Annotated in this window: 29 protein-coding genes; 12 read left to right on the top strand and 17 right to left on the bottom strand. The window is 74.6% G+C overall.

From position 1 onward, the window contains the following. The first annotated feature begins 2 nt into the window (after positions 1-2). Genes G8D98_RS00600 through G8D98_RS00585 form a run of 4 tightly spaced genes read left to right on the top strand, consistent with a single transcriptional unit; the run spans position 3 to position 3,128 of the window. Positions 3-944 carry a metal ABC transporter substrate-binding protein gene (locus tag G8D98_RS00600; RefSeq protein ID WP_166097752.1) on the top strand — a complete coding sequence of 314 codons (942 nt, stop codon included), beginning with the start codon at positions 3-5 and terminating at the stop codon, positions 942-944. Continuing rightward, the gene (locus tag G8D98_RS00595) at positions 941-1,738 is read left to right on the top strand and encodes a metal ABC transporter ATP-binding protein (RefSeq protein ID WP_166098827.1); all 798 of its coding nucleotides are present in this window, start codon (positions 941-943) and stop codon (positions 1,736-1,738) included. The genes G8D98_RS00600 and G8D98_RS00595 overlap by 4 nt, the downstream gene beginning before the upstream one ends. After that, positions 1,735-2,721, top strand: a complete 987-nt coding sequence (locus tag G8D98_RS00590; RefSeq protein WP_166097749.1) for a metal ABC transporter permease — start codon at positions 1,735-1,737, stop codon at positions 2,719-2,721. Before G8D98_RS00595 ends, G8D98_RS00590 begins: the two co-directional genes overlap by 4 nt. Continuing rightward, the gene (locus G8D98_RS00585) at positions 2,718-3,128 is read left to right on the top strand and encodes a Fur family transcriptional regulator (RefSeq protein ID WP_166097747.1); all 411 of its coding nucleotides are present in this window, start codon (positions 2,718-2,720) and stop codon (positions 3,126-3,128) included. Before G8D98_RS00590 ends, G8D98_RS00585 begins: the two co-directional genes overlap by 4 nt. On the opposite strand, the gene G8D98_RS00580 is transcribed toward G8D98_RS00585, so the two are convergent. The 4 genes from G8D98_RS00580 to ctlX form a co-directional block, all read right to left on the bottom strand. Continuing rightward, complete coding sequence (locus G8D98_RS00580) at positions 3,115-3,771, bottom strand: maleylpyruvate isomerase N-terminal domain-containing protein (RefSeq protein WP_166097745.1); 657 nt, start codon at positions 3,769-3,771, stop codon at positions 3,115-3,117. The genes G8D98_RS00585 and G8D98_RS00580 overlap by 14 nt on opposite strands. Further along, a complete protein-coding gene (locus tag G8D98_RS00575; RefSeq protein ID WP_166097742.1) occupies positions 3,768-4,577 on the bottom strand; it encodes an isoprenyl transferase in 810 nt (269 codons plus the stop codon). Before G8D98_RS00575 ends, G8D98_RS00580 begins: the two co-directional genes overlap by 4 nt. Next, entirely contained in the window at positions 4,574-5,299 is a 726-nt protein-coding gene (gene recO / locus G8D98_RS00570; protein WP_166097739.1) for a DNA repair protein RecO, read from the bottom strand. Before recO ends, G8D98_RS00575 begins: the two co-directional genes overlap by 4 nt. A 93-nt stretch (positions 5,300-5,392) precedes the next feature. Beyond that, positions 5,393-6,355, bottom strand: a complete 963-nt coding sequence (ctlX, locus tag G8D98_RS00565) for a citrulline utilization hydrolase CtlX (RefSeq protein WP_205859660.1) — start codon at positions 6,353-6,355, stop codon at positions 5,393-5,395. Between the two features lie 117 nt (positions 6,356-6,472). Here ctlX and G8D98_RS00560 point away from each other — a divergent pair, with 117 nt between their 5' ends. After that, complete coding sequence (locus G8D98_RS00560) at positions 6,473-7,099, top strand: alpha-ketoglutarate-dependent dioxygenase AlkB (protein ID WP_166097737.1); 627 nt, start codon at positions 6,473-6,475, stop codon at positions 7,097-7,099. An 8-nt stretch (positions 7,100-7,107) separates the two neighbouring features. On the opposite strand, the gene G8D98_RS00555 is transcribed toward G8D98_RS00560, so the two are convergent. After that, positions 7,108-7,974: a PfkB family carbohydrate kinase gene (locus G8D98_RS00555; RefSeq protein WP_166097734.1), complete on the bottom strand. Its 867-nt coding sequence runs from the start codon at positions 7,972-7,974 to the stop codon at positions 7,108-7,110. A 6-nt stretch (positions 7,975-7,980) separates the two neighbouring features. Next, positions 7,981-9,723 (bottom strand): 2-isopropylmalate synthase, encoded by a 1,743-nt coding sequence (gene leuA, locus G8D98_RS00550; RefSeq protein WP_166097732.1) that lies wholly within the window; start codon positions 9,721-9,723, stop codon positions 7,981-7,983. A gap of 231 nt (positions 9,724-9,954) precedes the next feature. On the opposite strand from leuA, the gene G8D98_RS00545 reads away from it, so the two are divergent. After that, positions 9,955-10,908, top strand: a complete 954-nt coding sequence (locus tag G8D98_RS00545) for a GNAT family N-acetyltransferase (protein WP_205859659.1) — start codon at positions 9,955-9,957, stop codon at positions 10,906-10,908. 30 nt (positions 10,909-10,938) lie between these two features. Here the strand turns inward: G8D98_RS00545 and G8D98_RS00540 are convergent, their stop codons facing one another. Beyond that, on the bottom strand, positions 10,939-11,973 hold the full coding sequence (locus tag G8D98_RS00540) for an aspartate-semialdehyde dehydrogenase (RefSeq protein ID WP_166097727.1): 1,035 nt from the start codon (positions 11,971-11,973) through the stop codon (positions 10,939-10,941). A 254-nt stretch (positions 11,974-12,227) separates the two neighbouring features. On the opposite strand from G8D98_RS00540, the gene G8D98_RS00535 reads away from it, so the two are divergent. Then, the gene (locus G8D98_RS00535; protein WP_166097725.1) at positions 12,228-12,914 is read left to right on the top strand and encodes a helix-turn-helix transcriptional regulator; all 687 of its coding nucleotides are present in this window, start codon (positions 12,228-12,230) and stop codon (positions 12,912-12,914) included. Next, positions 12,911-13,597: a helix-turn-helix transcriptional regulator gene (locus G8D98_RS00530; RefSeq protein ID WP_166097723.1), complete on the top strand. Its 687-nt coding sequence runs from the start codon at positions 12,911-12,913 to the stop codon at positions 13,595-13,597. The genes G8D98_RS00535 and G8D98_RS00530 overlap by 4 nt, the downstream gene beginning before the upstream one ends. A gap of 19 nt (positions 13,598-13,616) precedes the next feature. On the opposite strand, the gene era is transcribed toward G8D98_RS00530, so the two are convergent. The 8 genes from era to hrcA are packed head-to-tail and all read right to left on the bottom strand — an operon-like array spanning position 13,617 to position 20,809. Then, positions 13,617-14,546, bottom strand: a complete 930-nt coding sequence (gene era / locus G8D98_RS00525; RefSeq protein WP_166097721.1) for a GTPase Era — start codon at positions 14,544-14,546, stop codon at positions 13,617-13,619. Further along, on the bottom strand, positions 14,543-15,835 hold the full coding sequence (locus tag G8D98_RS00520) for a hemolysin family protein (RefSeq protein ID WP_166097719.1): 1,293 nt from the start codon (positions 15,833-15,835) through the stop codon (positions 14,543-14,545). The genes era and G8D98_RS00520 overlap by 4 nt, the downstream gene beginning before the upstream one ends. A 13-nt stretch (positions 15,836-15,848) precedes the next feature. Further along, on the bottom strand, positions 15,849-16,316 hold the full coding sequence (gene ybeY, locus G8D98_RS00515; RefSeq protein ID WP_166097715.1) for an rRNA maturation RNase YbeY: 468 nt from the start codon (positions 16,314-16,316) through the stop codon (positions 15,849-15,851). Next, positions 16,313-17,398 (bottom strand): PhoH family protein, encoded by a 1,086-nt coding sequence (locus G8D98_RS00510; protein ID WP_166097713.1) that lies wholly within the window; start codon positions 17,396-17,398, stop codon positions 16,313-16,315. The genes ybeY and G8D98_RS00510 overlap by 4 nt, the downstream gene beginning before the upstream one ends. Before the next feature lie 55 nt (positions 17,399-17,453). After that, positions 17,454-17,804: an HIT domain-containing protein gene (locus G8D98_RS00505; RefSeq protein ID WP_166097710.1), complete on the bottom strand. Its 351-nt coding sequence runs from the start codon at positions 17,802-17,804 to the stop codon at positions 17,454-17,456. Positions 17,805-17,850: 46 nt separating this feature from the next. After that, on the bottom strand, positions 17,851-18,594 hold the full coding sequence (locus G8D98_RS00500) for a 16S rRNA (uracil(1498)-N(3))-methyltransferase (RefSeq protein ID WP_166097708.1): 744 nt from the start codon (positions 18,592-18,594) through the stop codon (positions 17,851-17,853). 11 nt (positions 18,595-18,605) lie between these two features. After that, a complete protein-coding gene (gene dnaJ, locus G8D98_RS00495) occupies positions 18,606-19,733 on the bottom strand; it encodes a molecular chaperone DnaJ (RefSeq protein ID WP_166097706.1) in 1,128 nt (375 codons plus the stop codon). A gap of 44 nt (positions 19,734-19,777) precedes the next feature. Further along, positions 19,778-20,809 (bottom strand): heat-inducible transcriptional repressor HrcA, encoded by a 1,032-nt coding sequence (hrcA, locus tag G8D98_RS00490; protein WP_166097703.1) that lies wholly within the window; start codon positions 20,807-20,809, stop codon positions 19,778-19,780. Positions 20,810-20,978: 169 nt separating this feature from the next. On the opposite strand from hrcA, the gene G8D98_RS00485 reads away from it, so the two are divergent. Beyond that, the gene (locus tag G8D98_RS00485; protein WP_187566778.1) at positions 20,979-21,860 is read left to right on the top strand and encodes a DUF3097 domain-containing protein; all 882 of its coding nucleotides are present in this window, start codon (positions 20,979-20,981) and stop codon (positions 21,858-21,860) included. Here the strand turns inward: G8D98_RS00485 and G8D98_RS00480 are convergent. Further along, complete coding sequence (locus tag G8D98_RS00480) at positions 21,857-22,159, bottom strand: TfoX/Sxy family protein (RefSeq protein ID WP_166097699.1); 303 nt, start codon at positions 22,157-22,159, stop codon at positions 21,857-21,859. The genes G8D98_RS00485 and G8D98_RS00480 overlap by 4 nt on opposite strands. 143 nt (positions 22,160-22,302) lie before the next feature. Between G8D98_RS00480 and G8D98_RS00475 the strand changes: the two genes are divergently transcribed. Continuing rightward, a complete protein-coding gene (locus tag G8D98_RS00475; protein ID WP_166097697.1) occupies positions 22,303-22,761 on the top strand; it encodes a DUF4870 domain-containing protein in 459 nt (152 codons plus the stop codon). Between the two features lie 18 nt (positions 22,762-22,779). Here G8D98_RS00475 and hemW read toward each other — a convergent pair whose 3' ends face one another. Then, positions 22,780-24,000: a radical SAM family heme chaperone HemW gene (gene hemW, locus G8D98_RS00470; protein ID WP_229661719.1), complete on the bottom strand. Its 1,221-nt coding sequence runs from the start codon at positions 23,998-24,000 to the stop codon at positions 22,780-22,782. Between the two features lie 76 nt (positions 24,001-24,076). Here hemW and G8D98_RS00465 point away from each other — a divergent pair, with 76 nt between their 5' ends. Together G8D98_RS00465 and G8D98_RS00460 are read left to right on the top strand one after the other, a co-directional pair. Next, positions 24,077-24,868: a tyrosine-protein phosphatase gene (locus tag G8D98_RS00465; protein WP_166097692.1), complete on the top strand. Its 792-nt coding sequence runs from the start codon at positions 24,077-24,079 to the stop codon at positions 24,866-24,868. Positions 24,869-24,898: 30 nt separating this feature from the next. Beyond that, positions 24,899-25,474, top strand: coding sequence for an NUDIX hydrolase (locus tag G8D98_RS00460; protein WP_205859658.1), 576 nt, complete (start codon positions 24,899-24,901; stop codon positions 25,472-25,474).

Raw genomic sequence — 25,474 nt, 5'->3', positions numbered from 1 at the left:
TCATGAAACGAGCCCTCCCCGCCCTCGCGACCGTCTCCCTCCTCGCCCTCGCCGGCTGCGGCAGCACCTCCGGTGACGACGCGTCCGCCGAGCGGGACGGCGGCCTGGCCGTCGCCGCGGCGTTCTACCCGCTGCAGTGGGCCTCCGAGCAGGTGGGAGGCGACCACGTCGAGGTCACCTCGCTGACCAAGCCGGGTGCCGAGCCGCACGACCTCGAGCTCACCCCCAAGGACGTGACCGAGATGGCCTCCGCCGACGTCGTCGTCTACCTCGCCGGCTTCCAGCCCGCGGTCGACGACGCGGTCTCCAGCGAGGCGCAGGAGGCCGGCTTCGACGTCAGCCCGGAGGCCGACCTCGACCTCGCGGCCCCGGCGGAGGGGCACGACCACGGCGAGGAGGGCGCCGAGGAGGAGCACAAGGAGGGCCAGGACCCGCACTTCTGGCTCGACCCGGTGCGCTTCGAGCAGGTCGTCACGGCCATCGGTGAGCGGTTCGCCACCGAGGACCCGGACAACGCGCAGGACTACCGCGCCAACGCCGAGGCCACCGTGGCCGACCTGAAGACCCTCGACGAGGAGTACCGCACCGGCCTGGCCGACTGCGCGAGCACGGACCTGGTCACCGGGCACGCCGCCTTCGGCTACCTCGCCGAGCGGTACGGGCTCTCCCAGGAGGGCATCGCCGGGCTGAGCCCCGACGTCGAGCCGGACGCCGCCACGCTGCGCGAGCTCGCCGCCCACATCGAGGAGCACGGCGTGACCACCGTCTACAGCGAGACCCTCGTCTCCCCCGACCTCGCCGAGACGCTCGCCCGCGAGACGGGCGCGAGCGTCGCGGTGCTCGACCCGATCGAGGGAATCACCGACGAGACCCAGGGCAGCAACTACCTTGAGGTGATGCGCAGCAACCTGACGACCCTCGAGCAGGGGCAGCAGTGCCACTGAGCGCGGCCCCCTCGCTCATCGACCTGCGGTCGGCGTCCTTCGGGTACGGCGACCGCTCGGTCGTCTCCGGTGTCGACCTGACTATCCGTCCCGGCGAGGTCGTCGCCCTGCTCGGGCCCAACGGCTCGGGGAAGTCGACGCTCGTCAAGGGGCTGCTCGGGCTCACCGAGCACCAGGGGGGCCAGGTGCTGCTGCTCGGGACCCCGCGCGAGCACTTCCGCGAGCACACCCGCATCGGGTACGTGCCCCAGCGGCACTCGCTCTCGACGTCGGTGCGGGCGACCGTCACCGAGATCGTCGCCGTCGGGCGTCTCCCGCACCGGCCGTGGTGGCGCCCGGCGAGCCGGGAGGACCGCGAGATCGTCGCGGCCTCGATCCGGGCGGTCGGGCTGGCCGACCGGGCCGGCGAGGAGGTCGCCTCGCTCTCCGGCGGCCAGCAGCGGCGCGTCCTCATCGCCCGTGCCCTCGCCGGCCAGCCCGAGCTGCTCGTCATGGACGAGCCGACGGCGGGCGTGGACCGGGCGAGCCAGGTCGCCCTCGCCGAGACCCTGCGAGGGCTCGCCGCACGCGGCACCTCGATGCTCGTCGTCACCCACGAGCTGGCCGCCCTGCGCGACGTCGTGACGCGCATCGTGTGCATGGACAGCGGTCACGTCGACTTCGACGGACCCACGGCCGCCTACGCGGCCCACGTCGCCGCGCACGCGCCCGGCTCGACGTACGACCACACCGACCGGCCCCGGCCCCCCGCACCGGTCGGCGGACCCTTCGACCGCCCGGAGGCCCGCTCGTGACCGAGATGCTCGAGCTGACCTTCATGCGTCAGGCGCTCGTCGCGGCGCTGCTCGCCGGGGTGGCCGCTCCCCTGGTCGGCACCTTCCTCGTCCAGCGCCGGATGTCGCTCATCGGCGACGGGATGGGCCACGTCGCGCTCGCCGGCGTCGCCGTCGGCATCCTCACCGGCCAGGCGCCGGTGCTCACGGCCCTCGTCGCGGCGGTGTTCGCCGGGGTGGCCATCGAGCTGATCCGCGCCTCGGGCCGCACGAGCGGCGACGTCGCGCTCGCGGTGATGTTCTACGGGGGCATCGCCCTGGGCGTCGTGCTCATCGCCCGCAGCACCGCGAGCAGCCCGGCCAACCTCACCGCCTACCTCTTCGGCGCCATCCTCACGACCAACGCCGGTGACCTCGTGGTGCTCGCGGCGCTCACCGTCGTCGTCCTCGCCGTGACGCTGCTGCTGCGCCCGCGCTTCTTCGCCGTCGCCAACGACGAGGAGTACGCCCGGGCCGCCGGCATGCCGGTGATGGCCTACAACCTCGTCCTGGCCGTCCTCACGGCCGTCACCGTCGTGGTCTCCATGCGCGTGGTCGGCCTCCTGCTCATCAGCGCCCTGATGATCATCCCCAACGCGACCGCGCAGGTCCTGGCGCGCAGCTTCGGCTCGAGCGTGCGCTGGGCGGTCCTCCTCGGCGTCCTCTCCAGCGTCGGCGGGGTGCTCGTGTCGTACTGGGCCGAGACGCCCTCCGGCGGCACGATCGTGCTCATGGCGATCGCGCTCTTCCTCGCGGTCACGGGCCTCGCCGGCCTCGCCGCCCGCGCCCGCCGCGCCGCGCACCGCCGTGCCGAGCGCCACGACCACGAGCACGGCCCGCGGTGTGGCCACGAGGCGGTCGAGCACGACGACCACGTCGACTACCTCCACGACGGGCACCGGCACGCCGCCCACGAGGGCCACTACGACGAGCACGGACGGCACGAGGAGGTCGTCCAGCGATGACCGGGCAGCTCCCCACGACGCGCCGCCCCACCCGGCAGCGGACGGCCATCGCCGAGGCGCTCTCGCACAGCCCGGAGTTCCGCTCGGCCCAGGAGATCCACGCCCGGCTCGCCGAGGGCGGGGCCGGTGTCGGGCTGGCCACCGTCTACCGCAACCTCCAGGCGATGGCCGCCGACGGCGAGGTCGACGTCATCCGGACCGAGGACGGCGAGGCGGTCTACCGCGCGTGCGCGACCGAGGACCACCACCACCACGTGGTCTGCCGCGGCTGCGGGCTGGCGGTGGAGGTCACCGGCGACAGCGTGGAACGCTGGGCCGAGGCCGTGGCCGCCGAGCACGGGTTCGTCCAGGTGCGCCACACCGTCGAGGTCGAGGGCCTGTGCGGCGACTGCGCTAGAAGGCGCTGACCTCGCCGCTCGCCCGCTGGGGTCGCGCGAGCGCCCGCAGCAGCGCCGTCTGGCCGTGGCGGCGGGCCGCGAGCGCCGCGAGCAGGGCCAGGACCGGCTCGGCCGCCTCGTGCGGGTAGGTCGGCGCCGGCACGCCGACACTGGCCGCCAGGTCGTCGCTGTGGACGAGCACCTCCATGGTGCGGGTCAGCAGGAAGTCCCCGGCCGTCAGGGCCCATCCCTGCCACGGGATGTGCACCGCGTCGGGCACGCGCCGTCCCCGCAGGACCGGCTCGATGACCATCGGCAGCGCCGCGAGGTCGGCGGCCAGCCGGGCATGGAGCGCCTGCGGCCCGCCGGCGGCCTGGGAATCGGCCGCCGCGCGGATCTCGACGTTCGCACCACCCTCTAGCCCCTCCTGGACCCACGCCGCCCGGCGGTAGTGGTCGAGGACGCCGACCAGCTCGACGGGATGCGCCGGGGCCGACAGCAGCGCGACCGCATGCCCGGCCTGCCCGGCGAGGTGGTGTGCCAGGCCGCCGACCGTCATGCCCGGGCACGCACTCTCGGCCGTCCAGCGCTGCGCCACCTCGCGGCGGCGCAGGAGCTCGGCGGCGATGCCCACGACCTCGGGGAAGACCGCGACGAGCGGGGTGCCGGTCACCGGCCCGCCCGGCCGGCGGCCGACCCCGGCGAGTCGACGGCACCGCCGTAGCGACGTTCCCGGTCGGCGTAGGACTCGACCGCCGCCCACAGGTCGCGGCGGTCGTAGTCGGGCCACAGCCGGTCCTGGAAGACCATCTCGGCGTACGCGCTCTGCCACAGCAGAAAGTTGCTCGTGCGCTGCTCACCGGAGGAGCGCACGAACAGGTCGACGTCGGGCATGTCCGGCTCCTGGAGGTAGCGCGCCAGCGTGCGCTCGTCGACCGAGGAGGCCCGCAGCCGGCCGCGGGCGACATCCTCGGCGACCCGGCGAGCGGCGTCCCCGATCTCGGCACGCCCGCCGTAGTTGACGCAGAAGTACAGGGTGAGCCCGGTGTTCTCGCTCGTCAGGCGCTGGGCGGTCTCGAGCTCGCTGATCACCGAGCGCCACAGCCGCGGGCGGCGGCCCACCCACCGCATCCGGACCCCCCAGGCGTGCAGCTGGTCGCGGCGGCGGCGGATGACCTGGCGGTTGAAGCCCATGAGGAAGCGCACCTCCTCCGGGCTGCGCTTCCAGTTCTCGGTGCTGAAGGCGTACGCCGACAGGTGGGTGACCCCGACCTCGATGGCGCCCGCGACGACGTCGAGCAGGGCGGCCTCGCCCGCCTCGTGCCCCGCGGTGCGAGGAAGCCCCCGCTGGTTGGCCCAGCGGCCGTTGCCGTCCATGACGACCGCGACGTGACGCGGCAGCCGCGCCGGGGGGACCACGGGAGCACGGGCCCCGCTCGGATGGGGGAAGGGCGGCTCGTAGCGGGTCGGCGCGCTCACCGCTCCACCATACGGAGGCTGCGGATGCCCCGTTCGAGATGCCACTGGAGGAAGGCGGCCGCGAGGCCGCTGCCCTCACGCCGGTGACGGTCCTCGGAGGCGTCGGCCAGGGCCCAGTCGCCGGCGAGCAGCGCCGCGAGCAGCCGGAGTGCCTCGGGGGCCGGCGCCGCGGACCCCGGCGGCCGGCAGGCGGGGCAGACCGCGCCCCCGGCGGCGACGTGGAAGGCTCGATGGGGGCCGGCGGCGCCGCACTTGGCGCAGTCGTGGAAGCTCGGGGCATAGCCGCCGACCGCGAGCGCCCGCACGAGGTAGGCGTCGAGGACGAGGCCGGGCTCGTGCTCGCGATGGGCGAGGCTGCGCAGCGCACCGGCGAGCAGGAGGTACTGCTGGAGAGCCGGCTCGTGCTCCTCGGTCAGCCGCTCGCACGTCTCGAGCACGGCGGTGGTCGCCGTCCAGGCCCGGTAGTCGCGGGCGACGAGCTCGCCCCACGGGTCGAGGGTCTCGACCTGGGTCACCGTGTCGAGGCTGCGCCCCTCGTAGCACTGCACGTCGATGTGCATCCCCGGCTCGAGGCGTGCCCCGAAGCGGGACCTCGTGCGCCGGACGCCCTTGCCGACGACGCGCAGCTTGCCGAGGCGCCGGGAGAGCAGCGTGACGATGCGGTCGGCCTCACCCAGCTTGTGGGTGCGCAGGACGATGGCCTCGTCGCGGTAGAGGGGCACCGGTCCATTGTCGGTGCTGGCGGTGACATCGGCGCGCCGCCCCGCCGGGTGACGTCGTGGCCACGAGGCGGTGCTCTCCCCCACGCCGGTCGGTCACCCCCCGAGCACGGCCTCCTCGGCCACCACGGGCGCGAGCACGGGCCGGCGGGTCAGGTGGACTCCGGCGACCATGCAGCGCAGCGACCCGCCGGCGTGCTCGATCGTCGGGACCTCGAGAGGCACGATGCGGCAGGTCTGCTCGATGACGGCCCGCTGCTCGGGGGTCAGGCTCGCCGCCGCCCGGGTCGAGAGGGCCAGGACCCGCCCGCTCGGGGTGCGCAGCTCGATGGCGTTGCCGGCGAAGTCGCGCACCTGCGCGCTCGTCAGCGCCAGCACCTCCCGTCCGGGTTCGGCGAGGGACTCGGCGACCTGTGCCCGACGCCGCTCGTCACGGATCATCTCGAGCCCGACGAGGGCGAACGAGGTGCCGATGCACATGAGCACGTTCGTGTGGTAGACCGCCGTCCCGTCGTCCTCGGTCGCGTCGAAGACCATCGGCTCGTAGCCGAACTGGGTGCAGAAGCGCTCGAGGACGATCGGGTCGGCCCGGTTCGAGCGGGCCGTGTAGGCGACCCGGACGACGTGGTCGAGCACCATCGCCCCGGTGCCCTCGAGGTACTGGCCGTCGTACTCGAGCCCGGAGTAGTCGACGACGTCCTGGACCCGGTACTGGCTCTTGAGCAGCTCGACGACGTCGGCCCGGCGCTCGGTGCGGCGGCTCGGGGCGTACATCGGGTACACCGCGATCCGCCCGCCGGCATGCGTCGAGAACCAGTTGTTCGGGAAGACGCTGTCGGCCCGCGTCGGGTCGTCGTCGTCGAAGAGGTGGACGGTGACGCCCTCCTGGGCCAGCCGCTCGGCGACCCGGGTGACCTCGTCGTAGGCCGCGGCCGCCACCTCGCCGGCGCGTTCGGGCCGCACGACGGTCTGGAAGGCGTTGTCGAGGGCGGTCTCGGGGTTCGGGGTGAAGTGCCGCGGGCGGATCATGACGACCGCGGAGGGTGCCTGGACGCTCACGGCTCTCCTTCCGGTGGGGGCGGCGACAGCCTAGGTTCTCCGGGGCCCGACACCCCACACCGGGCCCCGTGCGGCAAGGTTCTGGACAGGTGTTCGAATCTCTCGTACCCTCGGTGCATGGCCGCGCTCCAGGGCTCGCTGCTCGACCTCGCCGACGGGATCGAGGTCCGGCCGCTCGGCGGCGCCGTCTCGCGTACCGAGCTCACCCGGGGCGCCTGGGTCGACCAGCGTCCCGGCTGGGTCGGCGGCGCCGACGACCTCTTCGCCGCCCTGCGCCGCGAGGTCCCCTGGCACGCCGAGCGTCGGCAGATGTACGACTCCGTCGTCGACGTCCCGCGGCTGCTGTCGTTCTACGGCGAGGGCGAGCCCCTTCCCCACGAGGCCCTCGAGCAGTGCCGTCAGGTGCTCGGCGACCACTACGCCGTGGAGCTCGGCGAGCCGTTCGTCACCGCCGGGCTGTGCCTCTACCGGGACGGCGCCGACTCCGTGGCCTGGCACGGCGACCGGATCGGGCGCAGCCGCGACCAGGACACGATGGTCGCGATCCTCTCGGTCGGCGCCCCGCGCGACCTCCTCCTGCGCCCGCGCGAGGGCGGGCGGTCGCTGCGCTTCCCGGCCGGGCACGGCGACCTGCTCGTCATGGGCGGGTCCTGCCAGCGCACGTGGGACCACTGTGTGCCCAAGACCGCTCGCCCGGCCGGGCCGCGGATCAGCATCCAGTTCCGGGTGCGCGGCGTGCGCTGACCGCGGCGTTACCTGGCCTCGGCCCAGCCGAGCGGACCCGGGTGGGTCACCGACCCGCTCGCGACGCTCACCGCTGCGGCCAGCGCACCCGGCAGGTCGCCCGTGCCGTCCCGGGCGACCTGCGCGAGCAGGGCACCGTGCAGGACGTCGCCCGCGCCGAGGGTGTCGACGACCTCGACGGAGGGCACCTCGACCTGCCCCCGGCCGCCGTCGGCCGCGCACCAGCGCACCGGCCCGGCCCCGTCGGAGGCCGCCACCCAGCCCGGCCCCGCCGCGAGCAGCCCCTCGAGCCCGCCCCCGCCCGGCAGCGCGAAGGCCGCCGAGGTCACGGCGACGTCGACCAGCGCCAGCAGCTCCTCCAGCCCGGGCTTCCAGGACCCCCCGTCGAGCAGGACGGGGATGTGCCGCGCGGTGGCGGCCCGGGCGACCTCGAGGGCGATCGGCAGGTGGTGGCCGTCGACGAGGACCGCGCCGACCCCGTCCAGGAGCAGCCCGGCTCGGGCGTCCGACACCGGGTCGTAGCCGGTGACACCCGCAGCGCCCTGTGAGACGACCGCCCGCTCACCCGTCGCCTCGGTGACCAGGACGCTCGCCACCGGGGGGCGCAGGCCGGGCGGGGCGACGTCGGTGACGGCGACGCCGTGGGCCGCGAGGTCCGCCAGGACGACGGCCGAGAGCGGGCCGCTGCCGACGGCGCCGACGAAGCGGGTCGGGACACCGAGCGCGGCACACGCCATCGCCGCGACGCACGCCGGCCCGCCGGCCGCGACGGTGCTCGCGCGGGCGAGGACCTTCTCGTCGGGCTCGGGGACGGCCTCGACGACCTGGACGACGTCGACCGTCGCCAGGCCGCACGCGAGCGCCTGTCCGGGCACCCGCGCTCAGCCCACCAGCGTCCCGCGCTCGGCGCGGTTGACGGCGGAGAGGATGGCGCGCAGCGAGGCCTTGACGATCGACTCGTGCAGCCCGACCCCCCACAGGACTCGGTCGCCCACCGCGCACTCGACGTAGGCGGCGGCCCGGGCGTCACCACCGGCGGAGAGCGCGTGCTCGTGGTAGTCGAGCACCCGCACGTCGACGCCGAGGGTCGCGAGCGCCGCGGTGAAGGCGTCGATCGGGCCGTTGCCGCGGCCGTGGATCTCGGTCTCGACGCCCTCGACGAGCACGACCGAGTCGATGACGTCCGCGCCGTCGTCGGACCCGGTGATCGTCGAGCGGACCGGCGCGAGGCGGCCCCACCGGGCGGCGGGGTCCTCGTTGTGCAGGTACTCGTCGGCGAACATCGCCCAGATCTGGTCGCCGGTCAGCTCGCCTCCCTCGCTGTCGGTGCGCGCCTGGACGACGTGGCTGAACTCGACCTGCAGCCGGCGGGGCAGGTCCAGGCCGTGCTCGGCCTTGAGCAGGTAGGAGACCCCGCCCTTGCCCGACTGGCTGTTGACCCGGACGACGGCCTCGTAGGAGCGCCCGATGTCGTGTGGGTCGATCGGCAGGTACGGCACCCCCCAGTCGAGGTCGTCGATACCCGTCCCCGCGCTCGTGGCGCGGCGCTCCATGTCGTCCAGCCCCTTCTTGATGGCGTCCTGGTGGGAGCCGGAGAAGGCCGTGTAGACGAGGTCGCCGCCCCACGGGTGCCGCTCGTGGACGGGCAGCTGGTTGCAGTACTCGACGGTGCGCCGGATCTCGGCCATGTCGGAGAAGTCGACCTGGGGGTCGATGCCCTGGCTGAAGAGGTTCATCCCCAGGGTCACGAGGCACACGTTCCCCGTGCGCTCGCCGTTGCCGAACAGGCAGCCCTCGATCCGGTCGGCACCGGCGAGGTAGCCCAGCTCGGCGGCCGCGACGCCCTCGCCGCGGTCGTTGTGCGGGTGGAGGCTGACCACGAGCGAGTCGCGCCGCTGCAGGTGGCGCACCATCCACTCGATGGAGTCGGCGTAGACGTTGGGCGTGGCCATCTCGACGGTCGCCGGGAGGTTGACGATCATCTTGTGGTCCGGGGTCGGGTCGATGACGTCGATGACCTCGTTGCAGATCCGTACCGCGAACTCCAGCTCGGTGCCGGTGTAGGACTCCGGGGAGTACTCGTAGTAGACGGTCGTCTCCGGGACGGTCTCCTCGAGCTTGCGGCACAGCCGGGCGGCCTGGAGGGCGATGTCGACGATGCCGTCCTCGCTCATCCCGAACACGACCCGGCGCTGCAGGACCGAGGTCGAGTTGTAGAAGTGCACGATCGCCTGCTTGGCCCCCCGGATGGCGTCGAAGGTCCGCTCGACGAGGTGGTCGCGGCTCTGGGTGAGCACCTGGATGGTCACGTCGTCGGGGATGTGCCCACCCTCGACGAGCTCGCGCACGAAGTCGAAGTCGGTCTGGCTGGCGCTCGGGAAGCCGACCTCGATCTCCTTGTAGCCCATCTTCACCAGGAACTTGAACATCCGCATCTTGCGCTCGGAGTCCATCGGGTCGATGAGGGCCTGGTTCCCGTCGCGCAGGTCCACCGCGCACCATCGCGGGGCCGCGGTCATGACGCGGTCGGGCCAGGTGCGGTCCGGGAGCTCGACCCGGATCTGCTCCTGGAAGGGGACGTACTTCGCCGTCGGCATGCCCGAGGGCTGCTGGGGGTGGATCATCTGCTTCGCTCTCTCCTCGTCTGCTGGTGTCCGACCGGGTGCAGCAGGGACTCCGCGACGAGGGGCGGCCGTGTCAGGCCCCGTCGCGGCAGCGAAGCAGGAGGCGCGAGGTTCGCACGGGTGCAGCATGCCACGCACCGTGCGATCCGTCGACACCCGTCCACGGGGCGGGACGGGCGCCCGGCCGGAATGCGGGTGCGGCGCCGGGCGGCCGTCGGCCATGCTGGCGGCGTGAGCGCTCTCGTCCACGCCCTCGCCGGGCGCCTCCCGGCGGGCTGCGCCGCCCGGCCGCTGACCCACGAGGACCTCGACCCCGCGTTCGAGGTCTACTCGCTCGCGCAGCTGGAGGACAGCGGTCTCGTCGCGATGGAACGCGCGGACATCGAGGCCGACTGGTCCCGCCCGAGCATGGACCTCGCGACGGACACCGTCGGTGTCCTGCGGGACGGACGGCTCGTCGGTGCCGCCGAGGTCTCGCGCGGCGGGTGGCGCGCCGAGGCGGCGGTGCACCCGGGCCACCGCGGCGCCGGCGTCGGCACGTGGCTCGCGGGGTGGGCCGAGGAGCGCTCGCACGCGGCCGGCGCGCCCTCGGTCGGCCAGACGGTGCCCGCAGGGTCCTCGGCCCAGCGGCTGCTCGAGGCGCGGGGCTACCGGCCGGGCCACACGTCCTGGGTGCTCGAGCTGCCCCCGGGGGTGGAGGTGGCCGACCGGCCGCTCCCGCCGGGCTACCGGATGCGCACCGCCCGCGGCGAGGCCGACCACCGGGCCGCGCACGACGTCATCGAGACGGCCTTCGGCGAGTGGGCCGACCGGGAGCGCGAGCCGTTCGAGGAGTGGGCGCCCGGGGTCGTGCTGCGGCCCGGCTTCGCGCCGTGGAACCTGCGGGTCGTCGAGACCGGCGGCGTCGTCGTGGGGGCGTGCTTCACCGTGGTCGACGAGCGGGGAGCCGGGTTCGTCGACCAGGTGGCGGTCGCCCGGGCGCACCGCGGGCGCGGGCTGGCCCAGGCGCTGCTCGCCGACGGCTTCCGCAACGCCCGCGAGCACGGGGCGGTGCGCAGCGAGCTGTCGACCGACAGCCGCACCGGCGCGCTGGACCTGTACCGCAAGGTCGGGATGCGCGTCTCGGCGACGTGGGTGCACCTCGTGCGCGGCCACGGTCACGACCACGCAGCGGCCCCGGCGTAGGCCGCCGTAGCGACCACGCCACCCTCGGGCTCAGCGGCGCCTGGCGATCTCCTCGGCGACCTGGACCGCGTTGAGGGCGGCGCCCTTGCGCAGGTTGTCGCCGACGACGAAGAGGGCCAGCCCCTTGCCCTCGGGCGCGGACTGGTCGGGCCGCACGCGACCGACGAACACCTCGTCGCGACCGGCCGCCTGCAGCGGGTTCGGCACGTTCGTCACGACGACACCGGGTGCCTGCACGAGCGCGGCGACCGCCTCGTCGGGCGAGATGTCCTGCTCGAACTCGGCGTGGATGGCGAGGCTGTGCCCGGTGAAGACCGGCACCCGCACGCAGGTCCCGGCGACCGGCAGGTCCGGCAGGTGGAGGATCTTGCGCGACTCGTGCCGCAGCTTCTGCTCCTCGTCGGTCTCGAGCGTGCCGTCGTCGACAAGCGATCCGGCCAGCGGCACGACGTTGAAGGCCACCGGCGCGGCGTACACCTGTGGCGCCGCCAGCTCGAGCGCCGCGCCGTCCAGTGCGAGGGCTCGCGGGTCCCCGGCGGCGTAGCCGGAGCGCAGCTGGTCGTCCAGCTCGGTGAGCCCCTTGCCGCCGGAACCCGAGACCGCCTGGTAGCTGGCCACCTGGAGGCGCCGCAGCCCGGCGAGGTCGTGCAGCGGCTTCAGGACCGGCATCGCGGCCATCGTCGTGCAGTTGGGGTTGGCGACGATCCCCCGGGGGATGTCCTCGAGGTCCTCGGGGTTGACCTCCGCGACGACGAGTGGGACCTGCGGGTCGCGGCGCCAGGCGCTGGAGTTGTCGACGACGACGGCTCCGGCCTCGGCCACCCGGGGCGCCCACTGCGTCGAGGTGGCGCCTCCGGCGGAGAAGAGGGCCAGGTCCAGGCCGGAGAAGTCCGCCGTGGCGGTGTCCTCGACGGTGACGGCGCGGCCGTCCCACGGCAGCGTCGAGCCCGCCGAGCGCGCGGAGGCGAAGTAGCGCACCTCCTCGACCGGGAGGCTCCGCTCGTGCAGGAGGGTACGCATGACGCTGCCCACCTGACCGGTGGCTCCGAACACTCCGACTCGCATGGGAGCAGTCTAGGGAGCCGGTCCACCGCCGGCCGCCGGGCCCACGATGCGGTCCCGCGGTGGCGTGGCCGGGGCACCCCCACCCCTGGATGGTGCTCCCGACCACGCCTGCTCTCCGCCCCGGAGGCCCATCGTGGTGCGACGACCCACCACGGGTGGCGGTCGTCGCCCCATTACTGTGGGAGCGGCACCACCGGGGGTGCCAGCGGGTTTGCGAGAACTCGCAACGGGTCGCCGAGGGAGGTGCGGTGGGGATGGGCGCCGAGGACGTCCGCACGTCGCCGGGCGCCTTCTTCGACGACGTCGCCACCTTGATGCTCCGGGGCGACCCGCGGCTGACGCCCCTCGGCCCCCACCGGCTCGCGGACGACCACTTCCGACGGCGCGCCGAACAGGTCCGGCACTCGGTGTGGAACATGCAGAACCGGATGAGCCTGCGGGCCCTGCGCCGCGGGGCGGCGGTGGCGGCCGGGCTCGAGCACGACGCGGTGACCCACCGCGACCTCTACGCGCCCCTGTGCGTGGACTCCTGCCCACTCGTCACGACGGCGGTCCCCGCGATGCGCGTCGGCCCCGTCCCGGGCCCGATGCTGCTCACCGACGGCTCCCACGTCTTCCTCTCCGGCCCCGAGGGCACGAGGGTGTCCGGCTCGGTGTGGGCCAGCCAGGACCCCGTCATCCTCGCGGCGGCCACCGCGGTGTTCGAGGAGTGCTGGCGGGCCGCTCGACCGTGGCAGGAGGCCACCGACCGCCCGGTGCTGGAGCGTCGCACCTACGAGGTGGCGCTCCGCCTCGCCGACGGCGCCGGCGACCGGGAGATCGCCGCGGAGCTCGGGATCAGCCGGCGCACCGTCTCGGCCGAGGTCCGCACCGTCATCGACTGGCTCCAGGCCCGCGGTCGCGGCCACGCCATCGCGCTGCTCGTCGGGGTCGGGAGGTGACCGCCGAACGCTTCGCCGACCCGCGGGACTTCTTCCGGTGGGCCCACGGGCTCGTCGTCGCCGGGGACGACCGCTTCCGGGCGCTGGGCACGGTCAAGGAGTCCCTCAGCGCGGGCCTCGGCGCTCTCACGGGCTCGGTGCAGGCCAGTGTCTGGCACCTGACCCACACGCCGACGTGGAGCGAGGTGCGGGCCGGGCGCGGGCTCGCGGCCGTCGCGGCGCGTCGCGGTGTCGACGGCCGGTACGTGACCTCGCCGGCGAGCCTCGAGCGCCTCCCCCTGCTCGCCAGCCACCACCCACGGCTGCGGGTCGCGCCCGTCGTCGCCCCGCTGCTCGTCGTCGACGGCCGCACGGTGTTCGTCGGCGCCCCCCGGGGGCACAGCCTCGAGGGCCAGGTCTTCGTCAGCACCGTCCCGCACGTCGCCGCCGCCGCGGTCACCTGCTACGAGCGGGTGTGGGCGGGGGCCACCCCGGTCCACGGCCCCGGGGAGCAGCCCCGGTTCAGCCGGCGGATGGTCGAGGTGGCCTTCCTGCTCACCGACGGCGCGACCGACCGCGAGATCGCCCGGACCCTCGGGGTCTCCGAGCGCACCGTGTCCGCCGACGTCGCCGAGGTCACCCGCCGGCTCGGGGCCCGAGGCCGCGGCCACGCCATCGCGCTCATCGGCGGCGGCAGCTACTGACGGGCGGGGCGCGGCCGCCTCAGAAGCCGAGGCGCTGCAGCTGCTTGGGGTCGCGCTGCCAGTCCTTGGCCACCTTGACGTGCAGGTCGAGATGGACCCGCTGGCCGAGCAGGGCCTCGATGCCGCGCCGGGCCGTGGAGCCGACCTCACGCAGCCGAGAGCCGCCGCGGCCGATGACGATGGCCTTCTGGCTGTCGCGCTCGACGAAGACGTGCACGCGCACGTCGAGCAGCGGGTCCTGCGCCGGCCGCCCCTCCCGGGGGACCATCTCCTCGACGACCACGGCCAGGCTGTGCGGCAGCTCGTCGCGCACCCCCTCGAGCGCGGCCTCGCGGACCAGCTCGGCGACGAGGACGGCCTCCGGCTCGTCGGTGAGCTCACCGTCCGGGTAGAGCGGCCCCGGCGAGGGCGGCAGGTGGCCGGCGAGGATCCGGGCGACGTCGTCGACCTGCTCGCCGCGGGTGGCCGAGCACGGCACGATGTCGTCCCAGTCCCCGAGCCGGTCGACGGCGATGAGGTGCTCGGCGAGCCGGCCGCGCTCGACGGTGTCGGACTTCGTGGCGATCGCGACCACCGGCCGCCGGCGGCTGCGCCGCAGCTCGGCCAGCTCGGCGGCGATGAACTGGTCCCCCGGCCCGACCCGTTGGTCGGCCGGGAGGCAGAAGCCGACGACGTCGACCTCGAGCAGGGTCTCGCGCACGAGGTCGTTGAGCCGCTCACCGAGCAGCGTGCGGGGCCGGTGCAGCCCGGGGGTGTCGACGAGCACGAGCTGGCTGCTCTCGGTGGTCACGATGCCGCGGATCGTGTGCCGGGTCGTCTGCGGCTTGCTCGAGGTGATGGCGACCTTGCGGCCGACGAGGGCGTTGGTCAGGGTGGACTTCCCGGCGTTCGGCCGGCCCACGAGGCAGGCGAAGCCGGCGACGTAGCCGGCGGTGGGCGGAGCGCTCATCCCAGGGTCTCCTCGAGCTCGGGGTCGGCGGGCGTCGGCGGCGCCACCCGCTCGACGACGACGGTGGCGACCCGGTGGCGGCGCCCGGACATCCGCTCGGCGGTCAGCCGCAGGCCGGCCACCTCGCACGAGGAGCCGACGATGGGCACCATCCCGGTCGTCTTGCCGATGAGCCCGCCGACGGTGTCGACCTCGTCCTCGTCGAGGTCGACGTCGAACAGCTCGGCGAGGTCGTCGACGTGCATCGTCGCCGGGACACGGGTACGCCCGTCGGGCAGCTGCTCGGTCTCGGGGCCCTCGCGGTCGTACTCGTCGGTGATCTCGCCGACGATCTCCTCGAGGATGTCCTCGATGGTGACGATCCCCGCCGTGCCCCCGTACTCGTCGACGACGACGGCCAGGTGGGTCTGCTCGAGCTGCATCTCCCGCAGGAGGTCGTCGACCGGCTTGCTCTCGGGCACGAAGCGCACCGGGCGGGCGAGCGCGGTGACCGGCAGCGCCTCCGCGGCGGGGTCGGCGTTGACCCGGCGCACGACGTCCTTGAGGTAGAGGATGCCGACGACGTCGTCGACGCTCTCGCCGACGACGGGGATGCGGGAGAAGCCGGAGCGGATGAACAGCTTCATCGCCTGGCGGCAGACCCGGTCGGCGTCGATGGCGACCATGTCGGTGCGCGGGACCATGACCTCGCGGGTGTAGGTGTCGCCGAGCTCGAAGACGGAGTGGATCATCTCGCGCTCGCCGGCCTCGATGAGCCGGTTCTCCCGGGCGACGTCGACGAGGTCGCGCAGCTCGGACTCGCTCTCGAACGGCCCGTCGCGGAACCCCTTGCCGGGCGTCACCGCGTTGGTCAGGGCCACGAGCAGGCGCGCGAACGGCCCGAGGACGCGGCGCAGCCAGATGACGACGGGCGCCGCGAGGAGGGCCACCCGGGTGCTGTGCTGACGCCCGAGGGTGCCCGGCGAGACGCCCACGATCGCGAAGCTGATCAGCGCCATGACACCGATGGCCACGAGGAAGGGCTGCCAGGTGCCCTCGACGAGGTCGACGGCCCCGAGGGTGACCATGACGGCCGCCGTGGACTCGGCGATGACCCGTACGAAGGACAGGACCGACAGGTAGGCGGCGGTCTCGCCCATCACCCGCAGCAGCGCGCTCGCGCCGGGACGGCCCTCCTCGGCGAGCTCCTCGGCGCGCACGCGGGACATCCGCTGGAGGGCGGACTCGGCCATCGAGATGAGGAAGGCGACGAGGGTCGCGACCACCGCCGCGACGACGAGCCGGGTCATCGGGTCCTCCGACTCAGGCGCCCGGACGGCCGCGGGTGGCGAGGAAGGTGAGCAGCAGCTGGCGCTGCAGCTCGAACATCTCGGCCTCCTCGGCGGGCTCGGCGTGGTCGAAGCCGAGCAGGTGGAGGATGCCGTGGGTGGTGAGCAGCAGCAGCTCCTCCTCGAGCGCATGCCCGGCGGTGCGGGCCTGCCGGGCGGCGACACTCGGGCACAGCACGATGTCGCCGAGCACCCCCTCGTCCGGGGGGACGCCGTCACGGCCGGGGCGCAGCTCGTCCATGGGGAAGCTCATGACGTCGGTCGGGCCGGGCAGGTCCATCCACTGCACGTGGAGGGTCTCCATCGCCGGCTCGTCGACGAGACGGAGGCACAGCTCGGCCTGCGGGTGGACGCGCATCCGATCGAGCACGTAGCGCGCGCACGCGACGAGCTCGAGCTCGTCGACGGCGGTCTCGGTCTCGTTGAGGACCTCGATGCTCACGACCGCGCCCCGCCGCGCTCGGCACCGCGACGCGCCCGCTCCACGCCGCGGGGCGGCCCCGCCTGCTGGGCGGCGTCCCAGCGGCCGTAGGCGTCGACGATCTCGCTGACCAGCCGGTGGCGGACGACGTCGACGGCGGACAGCTCGGCGAAGTGGACGTCCTCGAGGTCGCCGAGGATGTCTCGCACGACCCGCAGCCCGCTGCTCGTGCCGCCGGGCAGGTCGACCTGGGTGACGTCGCCGGTGACGACCATCTTGGAGCCGAAGCCCAGCCGGGTGAGGAACATCTTCATCTGCTCCGGCGAGGTGTTCTGGGCCTCGTCGAGGATGATGAACGCGTCGTTGAGCGAGCGTCCGCGCATGTAGGCCAGCGGGGCGACCTCGATCGTCCCCGCAGCCATGAGCCGGGGGATGGAGTCGGGGTCGACCATGTCGTGGAGGGCGTCGTAGAGCGGCCGCAGGTAGGGGTCGATCTTGTCGTTGAGGGTGCCGGGGAGGAATCCGAGCCGTTCCCCCGCCTCGACCGCCGGGCGGGTGAGGATGATCCGGTTGACCTGCTTGGCCTGGAGCGCCGCGACCGCCTTGGCCATCGCGAGGTAGGTCTTGCCGGTACCCGCGGGGCCGATGCCGAAGACGATGGTGTGGTCCTCGATCGCCTCGACGTAGCGCTTCTGCCCCAGCGTCTTCGGCCGGATCGTCCGGCCCCGGTTGGAGACGATGTTCATCGTCAGGACGTCGGCGGGGCGCTCGGCGGTCTGGGCGCGCAGCATCTGGATGGAGCGCTCGACCGCGTCGCGGTTCAGCGGCTGGCCACCGTCGATGACGTCGAGCAGCTCGTCGAGGAGACGCTCGACGAGCGCCACCTCGGCGCTCGGACCGCCGATGCGGAACTCGTTGCCCCGGACGTGGATCTCCACGAGGGGGAACTGGCGCTCCATCGTGCGCAGCAGCTCGTCGCGCGGGCCGAGCAGGGTGACCATCGGGACGTCGGCCGGGATCGCGACCGTGTGCTGGGGCACGTGGGGATGGGTCGGCGCGCTGCCGGCGGGGACGATCGGCTCGTCGATGGGGGCGTCAGTCATCGTGGGTCGAGTCTACGGGCCCGCACCGACGTCGTTCACCCCCGCGGCGCACGGGTCAGCCGGGCGGCCAGGTCAGGTCGCGCCCACCGAGGACGTGCAGGTGGGCGTGGAAGACGCTCTGCTGGGCACGGGCGCCGGTGTTGGCGACGAGCCGGTAGCCGTCCTCGAGCCCCTCCTGGGTGGCGACGAGCCGCGCGAGCACGACGGCGTCCGCCAGCTCCGCGGGGTGGTCGGCGAGCTCGCCGAGGTTCGCCACGTGCCGGCGGGGGATGACGAGGACGTGGGTGGGCGCCTGCGGGTCGAGGTCGCGGAAGGCGACCGAGTGCTCGCTGCTGGCGAGGACGTCGGCGGGGATGCCCCCGGCCGCGATGGTGCAGAAGACGCAGTCCTCGCTCGGCTCGCTCATCCCCCAACCCTAGGGCCTGCACCCCGGCCGGGGTCCCGGCGGCGCCTCAGCGCCAGCGCTGCGCCGCGCTGAGCACCGCGAGCGCGGCCGGGCCGGCGCTCGACGAGCGCAGCACGGTGGGCCCGAGCCGCACGGTGCGGGCCCCGGCCTCCTCGAGCGCCGCGAGCTCGTCCGGCGCGATGCCGCCCTCGGGCCCGACGACGACCACGACGTCGCCCGCGTCCGGCAGCGCCACCCCCGCGAGCGGTGCCGTGGCGTCCTCGTGGAGGACGAGCGCGAGGGTGGCCGTGCGCACCCGCGCGGCGATGTCGCCGGTCGACGCCGTCGCGGCGAGGACCGGGCGCCGGGTGCGCCGCGACTGCTTCGTCGCGGCCACGAGCACGGCGTCCCACTTGCGCCGGGCCTTCTCCCCGCGCTCCCCGTGCCAGCGCACGATGCTGCGCGCCGCCTGCCAGGGCACGACCTCGTCGACCCCGCACTCGGTCGCGGCCTCGACCGCCTGGTCGTCGCGGTCGCCCTTCGCGAGGGCCTGGACGAGGACGAACCGCGGGCTGGGCTGCGGGTCCTCGCGGACGGCGTCGACGCGCAGGTCGAGCACGTCGCGGCCGACCTGGACCACCTCGCCCTCGACGCAGCGGCTGTGGCCGTCGGCGAGGACCAGCCGCTCCCCGGCGCGGGTGCGGCGCACCGCGACCGCGTGGCGGCCCTCGGCACCGTCGAGCCGGACCACGTCACCGACCGCACGGCCGTCGAGGGCGCCGGCCGGCACGAGGTGGACGGGCAGGGTCATGCGCTGGCCGTTCAGCGGGCCTTGAAGGCGTCGCGCAGCTTGCCGAAGAGGCCGCCCTCGGCCGGGTTCGCGACCCGGCCCTGCGGCCGCTCCTCGCCGCGCGCGGCGGCGAGCTTGCGCAGCAGCTCCTCCTGCTCGTGGTCGAGCTTGGTCGGGGTCTGGACGATGGCGTGGACGACGACGTCGCCCCGGCCGCCGCCGCGCAGGTGGGTGACCCCGAGCCCGCGCAGGGTCAACGTGTCACCCGACTGCGTGCCCCGGCGGATGTCGAGGTCCTGGCTGCCGTCGAAGGTGTCCATCGCGAGGGTGGCACCGAGGGCGGCGGCGGTCATGGGCAGCTCGATCGTGGCGTGCAGGTCGTCGCCGCGGCGCTGGAAGACCGGGTGCCGGCGCACCGAGACCTCGACGTAGAGGTCACCGGCGGGGCCGGCTCCCGGCCCGACCTCGCCCTCCCCCGCCAGCTGGATGCGGGTGCCGGTGTCGACCCCGGCGGGCACCTTGAGGGTGAGCGTGCGTCGGGTACGCACCCGGCCGTCGCCGCTGCACTCGTAGCAGGGGTCGGTGATGATCTGCCCGAAGCCGTGGCAGGTCATGCACGGCCGGGTGGTCATCACCTGGCCGAGGAAGCTGCGCTGCACCTGGCGGATCTCGCCGCGCCCCTCGCACACGTCGCAGGTGCGGGTCGAGGTGCCGGGCTGGCGTCCGTCGCCGTGGCAGGTGCCGCACGCGACGGCCGTCTCGACCGTCAGCTCCTTCTCGGCCCCGAACACGGCGTCGCCGAGGTCGATGTCGAGCCGGACGAGGGCGTCCTGGCCGCGCGCCGTGCGCGAGCGCGGCCCGGCGCCCGCGCCCGCGGCGGTGCCGCCGAAGAACGCGTCCATGATGTCGCTGAACGAGAAGCCCTGGCCGAAGCTCGCCGCCCCGCCGGAGTACGGGTCGGCGCCCATGTCGTACTGCCGGCGCTTGTCGGGGTCGGAGAGGACGTCGTAGGCCTGGGAGACCTTCTTGAACTGCTCCTCGGCCTCCGGACCGGGGTTGACGTCGGGGTGCAGCGTGCGTGCCGCGCGGCGGTAGGCCCGCTTGATCTCCTCGGGGCTCGCCTCGCGGGCGACCCCGAGGTCGGCGTAGTAGTCGTTCACGGGTGGGGAGTCCTCCGTGGTCGGTGGGTGGCGGGTCGCTCGCGTCAGTCGGCGAGGATCCGGGAGACGTACGTGGCGACGGCCCGGACCGAGGCCATCGCCGACGGGTAGTCCATGCGGGTGGGCCCGACGACGCCGAGCCCGGCGACGAGGTCGGTGCCGGCGCCGTAGCCGGTGCTCACCATGGACGTCGACTGCAGCCCGGCGTAGGGGTTCTCGTGGCCGATGCGCACCGCGAGGGTGCCGCCCTGCTCGGCGACGGTGCCGAGCAGCTTGAGCAGCACGACGTGCTCCTCGAGCGCCTCGAGCACCGGTCCGAGGCTCGAGACGAAGTCCGACCCCGCCCGGGCGAGGTTGGCGGTGCCGGCGAGGACGAGCCGCTCCTCGCGCTCCTCGACGAGGCAGTCCTCGAGGGCGGCGACGACGGCGCGGACGACCTCGCGCAGCCCCGGGTCGACGCGCTCGGGCAGCGCCGCGAGCTCGGAGGAGGCGTCGGCGAGCGTGCGGCCCGCGGCCGCTCCGTTCAGCTCGGCGCGCAGCGTCGCGAGGGTGTCCTCCCCGTCGGCCGAGAGCAGGTCGGTACCGACGTCGACGACCCGCTGCTCGACCCGGCCGGTCGTCGTGATGAGGACGACGAGCAGGCGCGGGCCGCCGATCGGGACGAGCTCGACGTGCCGCACCGAGGAGCGCGAGAGCGAGGGGTACTGGACGACGGCCACCTGACGGGTCAGCGACGCGAGCAGCCGGACCGTACGGTCGACGACGTCGTCGAGGTCGACGGCCCCCTCGAGGAAGTGCGCGATGGCTCGCTGCTCGGCGCTCGTCATCGGCTTCAGCTGCGAGAGCCGGTCGACGAACAGCCGGTAGCCGGCGTCGGTGGGCACCCGGCCCGCGCTCGTGTGGGGTGCGGCGATCAGCCCGTCCTCCTCGAGGGCGGCCATGTCGTTGCGCACCGTCGCCGCGGAGACGCCGAGCCGGTGGCGCTCGAGGAGGGCCTTGGAGCCGACCGGCTCGGAGGTCTCGACGTAGTCCTGGACGATGGCGCGCAGGACGCGCAGACGACGGTCCTCGCTCATGCTCCACCTCCGGTCCGGGTGCTCGGGCGGTCTCACGGCGGCACCGGGCTGGCACTCTCGCCGTCCGAGTGCCAATCCTACGTCGTCCGTCCCCGTGACGCGAAAGTCGGCACGGCCCGGCGCGCGGCGCTCCCCACCGCGCCGGCGGGGAGCGGCTAGCGTCGCCGCCGTGGCGGACAGGTACGGCGGCGACGTGCTCTCGGGCGACTGGCGCCGCCCACCGCGGGGCCGCTCGCGCGAGCTGCCGGCCGAGCCGGGGACCGTCGTCGAGGACGTCGAGACCGGTTGGTGCGGCGCCGTGGTGCGGGTCGAGAAGGCCGGCGGCGTCCACGTGGTCCACCTCGAGGACCGGGCCGGGCGGGTCCGGGGCTTCCGGCTCGGCCCCGGCTTCCTCCTCGACGGCGCTCCCGTCACCCTGGTGCCGCCACGGGCGGCGCAGGACCGCCGGCTCGCGGACGCGCGCGCGGCCGCCGACCGCACGGCGAGCGGCTCGCGGGCCGTCCAGGGGCAGCGGGCCAGGGTCGCGGCCGCGTCGCGCATCTTCGTCGAGGGCCGCCACGACGCCGAGCTCGTCGAGAAGGTCTGGGGGGAGGACCTGCGTCTCGAGGGCGTCGTCGTCGAGCTGCTCGAGGGCGTCGACGACCTCGCCGGCGCCGTCCGCGCCTTCGACCCCGGCCCCGGGCGGCGGATGGGGGTCCTCGTCGACCACCTCGTCCCGGGCAGCAAGGAGTCGCGGGTCGTCGAGGAGGTCCGGGCCCTGCGGCCGTGGGCCGAGCACGTCCTCGTGCTCGGCCACCCCTACGTCGACGTCTGGCAGTCGGTCAAGCCGGCCCGTCTTGGCCTGCGGGCCTGGCCGGTCATCCCCCGCGGGACCTCGTGGAAGCACGGCATCTGTGCCCACCTCGGCTGGCCGCACGACACCCAGGCCGACATCGCGCGGGCCTGGAAGCGCATCCTCGGCTCGGTCGGCTCGTGGACCGACCTCGAGCCCGAGCTCCTCGGGCGGGTCGAGGAGCTCATCGACTTCGTCACCGCGCCGCCGGCCCCCTAGCCCGCGGCGCGGGCCGCGCTCACCGCGACCTCGACCCACTCCCGCAGCGAGGCGTCGTCGCCGAGGGCGTCGGGCGCGACGTGGACCCAGCCGCGGCTCGTGCGCCCGCCCATGACCATCGGGGCGACCCCCGGGCGGCGGACGAGGCCGGCGAACAGCTCCCGCCCGGTCCGCACGAGGAGCCCCCGCGGGCTGACCGAGCACGCGAGGGCGCCGTCGACGAGGAAGCCGGTGCCCCCGAACATCCGCCGCTCCTGCGCCCGGGGGAGCGCCGCACGCACCCGGTCGACGAGCTCCATGGGCCCAGTGTGGCGGGAGCGGGGCCGGCCGCGCTAGGGGTCGCCCCTGAGCGGACCCCGAGCCCGACCCGGAGCCGTCCCGGGAACCCCGTGCGCCGTGGCCGCGTCGGGTGTTCGATAGGGACAACGACCAAGGAGGAACCATGAGCGAGCACACCCCTCGCGACGACGCCCCCCAGGCCGGCCCGAGCACGGGCCCCGGCACCCCCGACCCGGCCCCCGCTCCGCCGCCGGGCTACCCGGTGGCCGCGCCGATGTCCCCCCAGGAGGAGAAGACGTGGGGCATGGCCTCCCACGGGATCGCGCTCGCCGCGACCGTCCTCAGCGCCGGCACGCTGGGCTTCGTCGCCGCGCTGGTCATCTACCTCGTCGTCAAGGACCGCGGGCCCTTCGTGCGCGCGCACACCGCGAACGCGCTCAACGTCCAGATCATCGTGGGCATCGTGCTGCTCGTCTCGTTCCCGCTCATGCTGGTCCTCGTCGGCTTCGTCACCTACCCCGCCGCCTGCGTCTTCGCCGTCGTCGTGCACATCCTCGGCATGGTCAAGGCGAGCAACGGCGAGTGGTGGGACCCGCCGCTCACCCCGAAGTTCGTCCGCTGAGCGCCCGCCCGGCGCGGGTCACACCCCGAGCAGCCGCCGCACGACGGTGTCGGCAAGCAGCCGGCCACGCAGCGTGAGGGTGGCGCGGCGGTCCCGGACCGCCGCGTCACCCTCGAGCAGCCCCTCGGCGACGAGCCCTGCCACGGCCTCCCGGCCGGCGGGGTCGAGGCGCTCCAGCGCGAGCCCCTCGCGCAGCCGCACGCCGAGCAGCACCGTCTCGTCGCGGCGCTGCTCGGCGGTGAGGACCTCACGGGCGGCCGCGGGGGACTCGCCCGTCCCGAGGCGGGCGGCGTAGGCCCGGGGGTGCTTGACGTTCCACCAGCGCACCCCGCCCACGTGCCCGTGTGCCCCGGGCCCGACGCCCCACCAGGCGTCCCCGCGCCAGTAGCCCTCGTTGTGCCGGCAGCGGTCGGCCGGAGTGCGGGCCCAGTTGCTCACCTCGTACCAGCCGTAGCCGGCGGCGCTGAGCACGGCGTCGGCGAGCTCGTACTTGTCGGCCTCGTCGTCCCCGTCGGGCACGGGGAGCTCGCCACGGCGCACCTGCGCCGCCATCCTCGTCCCCTCCTCGACGACGAGGGCGTACGCCGAGACGTGGTCGGGACGGTGGGCGAGCGCGGCCTCCAGGCTGGTGCGCCAGTCCTGGAGCGACTCCCCCGGCGTGCCGTAGATGAGGTCGAGGCTCACGGCGAGCCCGGCGGCCCGGGCGGCGGCCACGGCCAGGCCGACCCGGGCCGGGTCGTGCGTACGCTCGAGCGTGCGCAGGACGTGCGGGACGGCGCTCTGCATCCCGAGGCTGACCCGGGTGAAACCACCGGCGGCCAGGGTCGCGAGCCCCTCGGGCGTCACCGAGTCCGGGTTGGCCTCGGTGGTCACCTCCGCGCCCTCGGCGAGCCCGAAGCGCGTCCGCACGCCGTCCAGCAGCCGCACGAGGTCGCCCGGGGGCAGGAGGGTCGGGGTGCCCCCGCCGACGAAGACCGTGGCGACGGGCGGCGCGGCGTCGCCGAGCACGCGGGTGGCGAGGTCGAGCTCGCGCAGGGCGGTGTCGGCGAAGTCGTCGACCGAGGCACCGGGGCCGAGCTCGGGCAGGGTGTAGGTGTTGAAGTCGCAGTACCCGCAGCGCACGGCGCAGAACGGCACGTGCAGGTAGACCCCGAACGAGGTCTCCGGCAGACCGGCGAGCGCCGCCGCGGGCAGCTCGCCCGTCGGGGGCGCGGGCTCGCCGTCGGGTAGTCGTGGCACGGCCCCATCATCGCGCCCCGGGGCGACGACACCTCGCCACTCCCCCGTCCACCCGAGGTCACCGACACTCCCTACGATGGACGCCGTGGCGCAGCGCTGGATCGACCTCGAGGGACTCGTCAACATGCGCGACCTCGGCGGCCTGCCGACCCGGGACGGCGGCACGACCGTCGCGCGCCGGCTCATCCGCTCCGACAACCTCCAGGACCTCACCGACGCCGACATCGCACGGCTCGTCGACGAGGTCGGGGTCACCGACGTCGTCGACCTGCGGACCGAGACCGAGCTGCACCTCGAGGGTCCGGGGCCGCTGCGCCGCCTCGAGAGCCTCACCCACCACCACCACTCGCTGCTGCCTCCGCGTCCGCCGGAGTCGGCCGACGAGGTCGCGGCGCGCGCCCTGGCGCTGCCGCCCCGCGAGCAGGGGACCCGGGACGCCGAGTTCTGGTCGACGCACTACCTCGGCTACCTCGCGCAGCGTCCCGACTCGGTGTCGGCCGCGCTGTGGGCCGTCGCCGACGCCTCCGGGGCGGCGGTGGTCCACTGCGCGGCGGGCAAGGACCGCACCGGCACCGTCGTCGCGATGGCGCTCGACGTCGCCGGGGTCCCGCGCGAGGAGATCGTCGCCGACTACGTGCTGTCCGCCGAACGGATCGAGCGGATCATCGAGCGGGTGTCCCGCACCCACTCCCAGGGCCCGGCCCTGAGGGGCCAGACGGTCTCGGACCAGACCCCGCGGGCCGAGACGATGACGACCATCCTCGCGGCCGTCGACGACGGCTGGGGTGGGGCGCCCGGCTGGCTGCGCGCGAACGGCTGGAGCGAGGACGACGTCGCCCACCTGCGTGCTCGGCTCACCCGGGCCTGAGCCGCTCGGGGCGACGGCTACCGTGGCGGGGTGAGCCCCGAGACTCCCCTGCCCGGCCAGCCCGGCTTCGTCCGCCCGGCACCCGAGGACCGGCCCCGGCTCACCCGGCGCGCGGTGCGCGTCCTCGTCGTCGACGACGAGGACCGGGTGCTGCTCTTCCACGACTCCGACCACGGGCTCGACCCGAGCGCGCACTTCTGGGACACCCCCGGCGGTGGCGTCGACCCCGGCGAGTCCGACCGGCAGGCGGCGGTGCGCGAGCTGGTGGAGGAGACCGGGCAGCGGGTGCACCCCGACCGGCTCGCCGGCCCGCTGCTCGAGCGGGTCGTCGTCCACGGGTACAGCGACAAGGTCGTCGACCAGACCGAGGTGTACTTCGGCCTGCGGATGCCCGCCTTCGAGGTGGACCCGGCGGGCCACACCGAGGAGGAGCGGCTGTGCATCATCGACACGAGGTGGTGGCGGCGGACGGACCTGGCGACCACGGTCGACGACGTCTGGCCCCGGGACGTGCTGGCCGTGCTGTCGCTGCTCGAGCGCCCGCACGAGTGGCGCGAGGGACCTGTGCTCGGCCCGACCGTCGAGGAGTCGACCCTCCCGGCCTGA

It is taken from the genome of Phycicoccus endophyticus (assembly GCF_011326735.1).
GTDB lineage: Bacteria > Actinomycetota > Actinomycetes > Actinomycetales > Dermatophilaceae > Phycicoccus > Phycicoccus endophyticus.
This window is presented reverse-complemented; position numbering and strand designations above follow the sequence as displayed.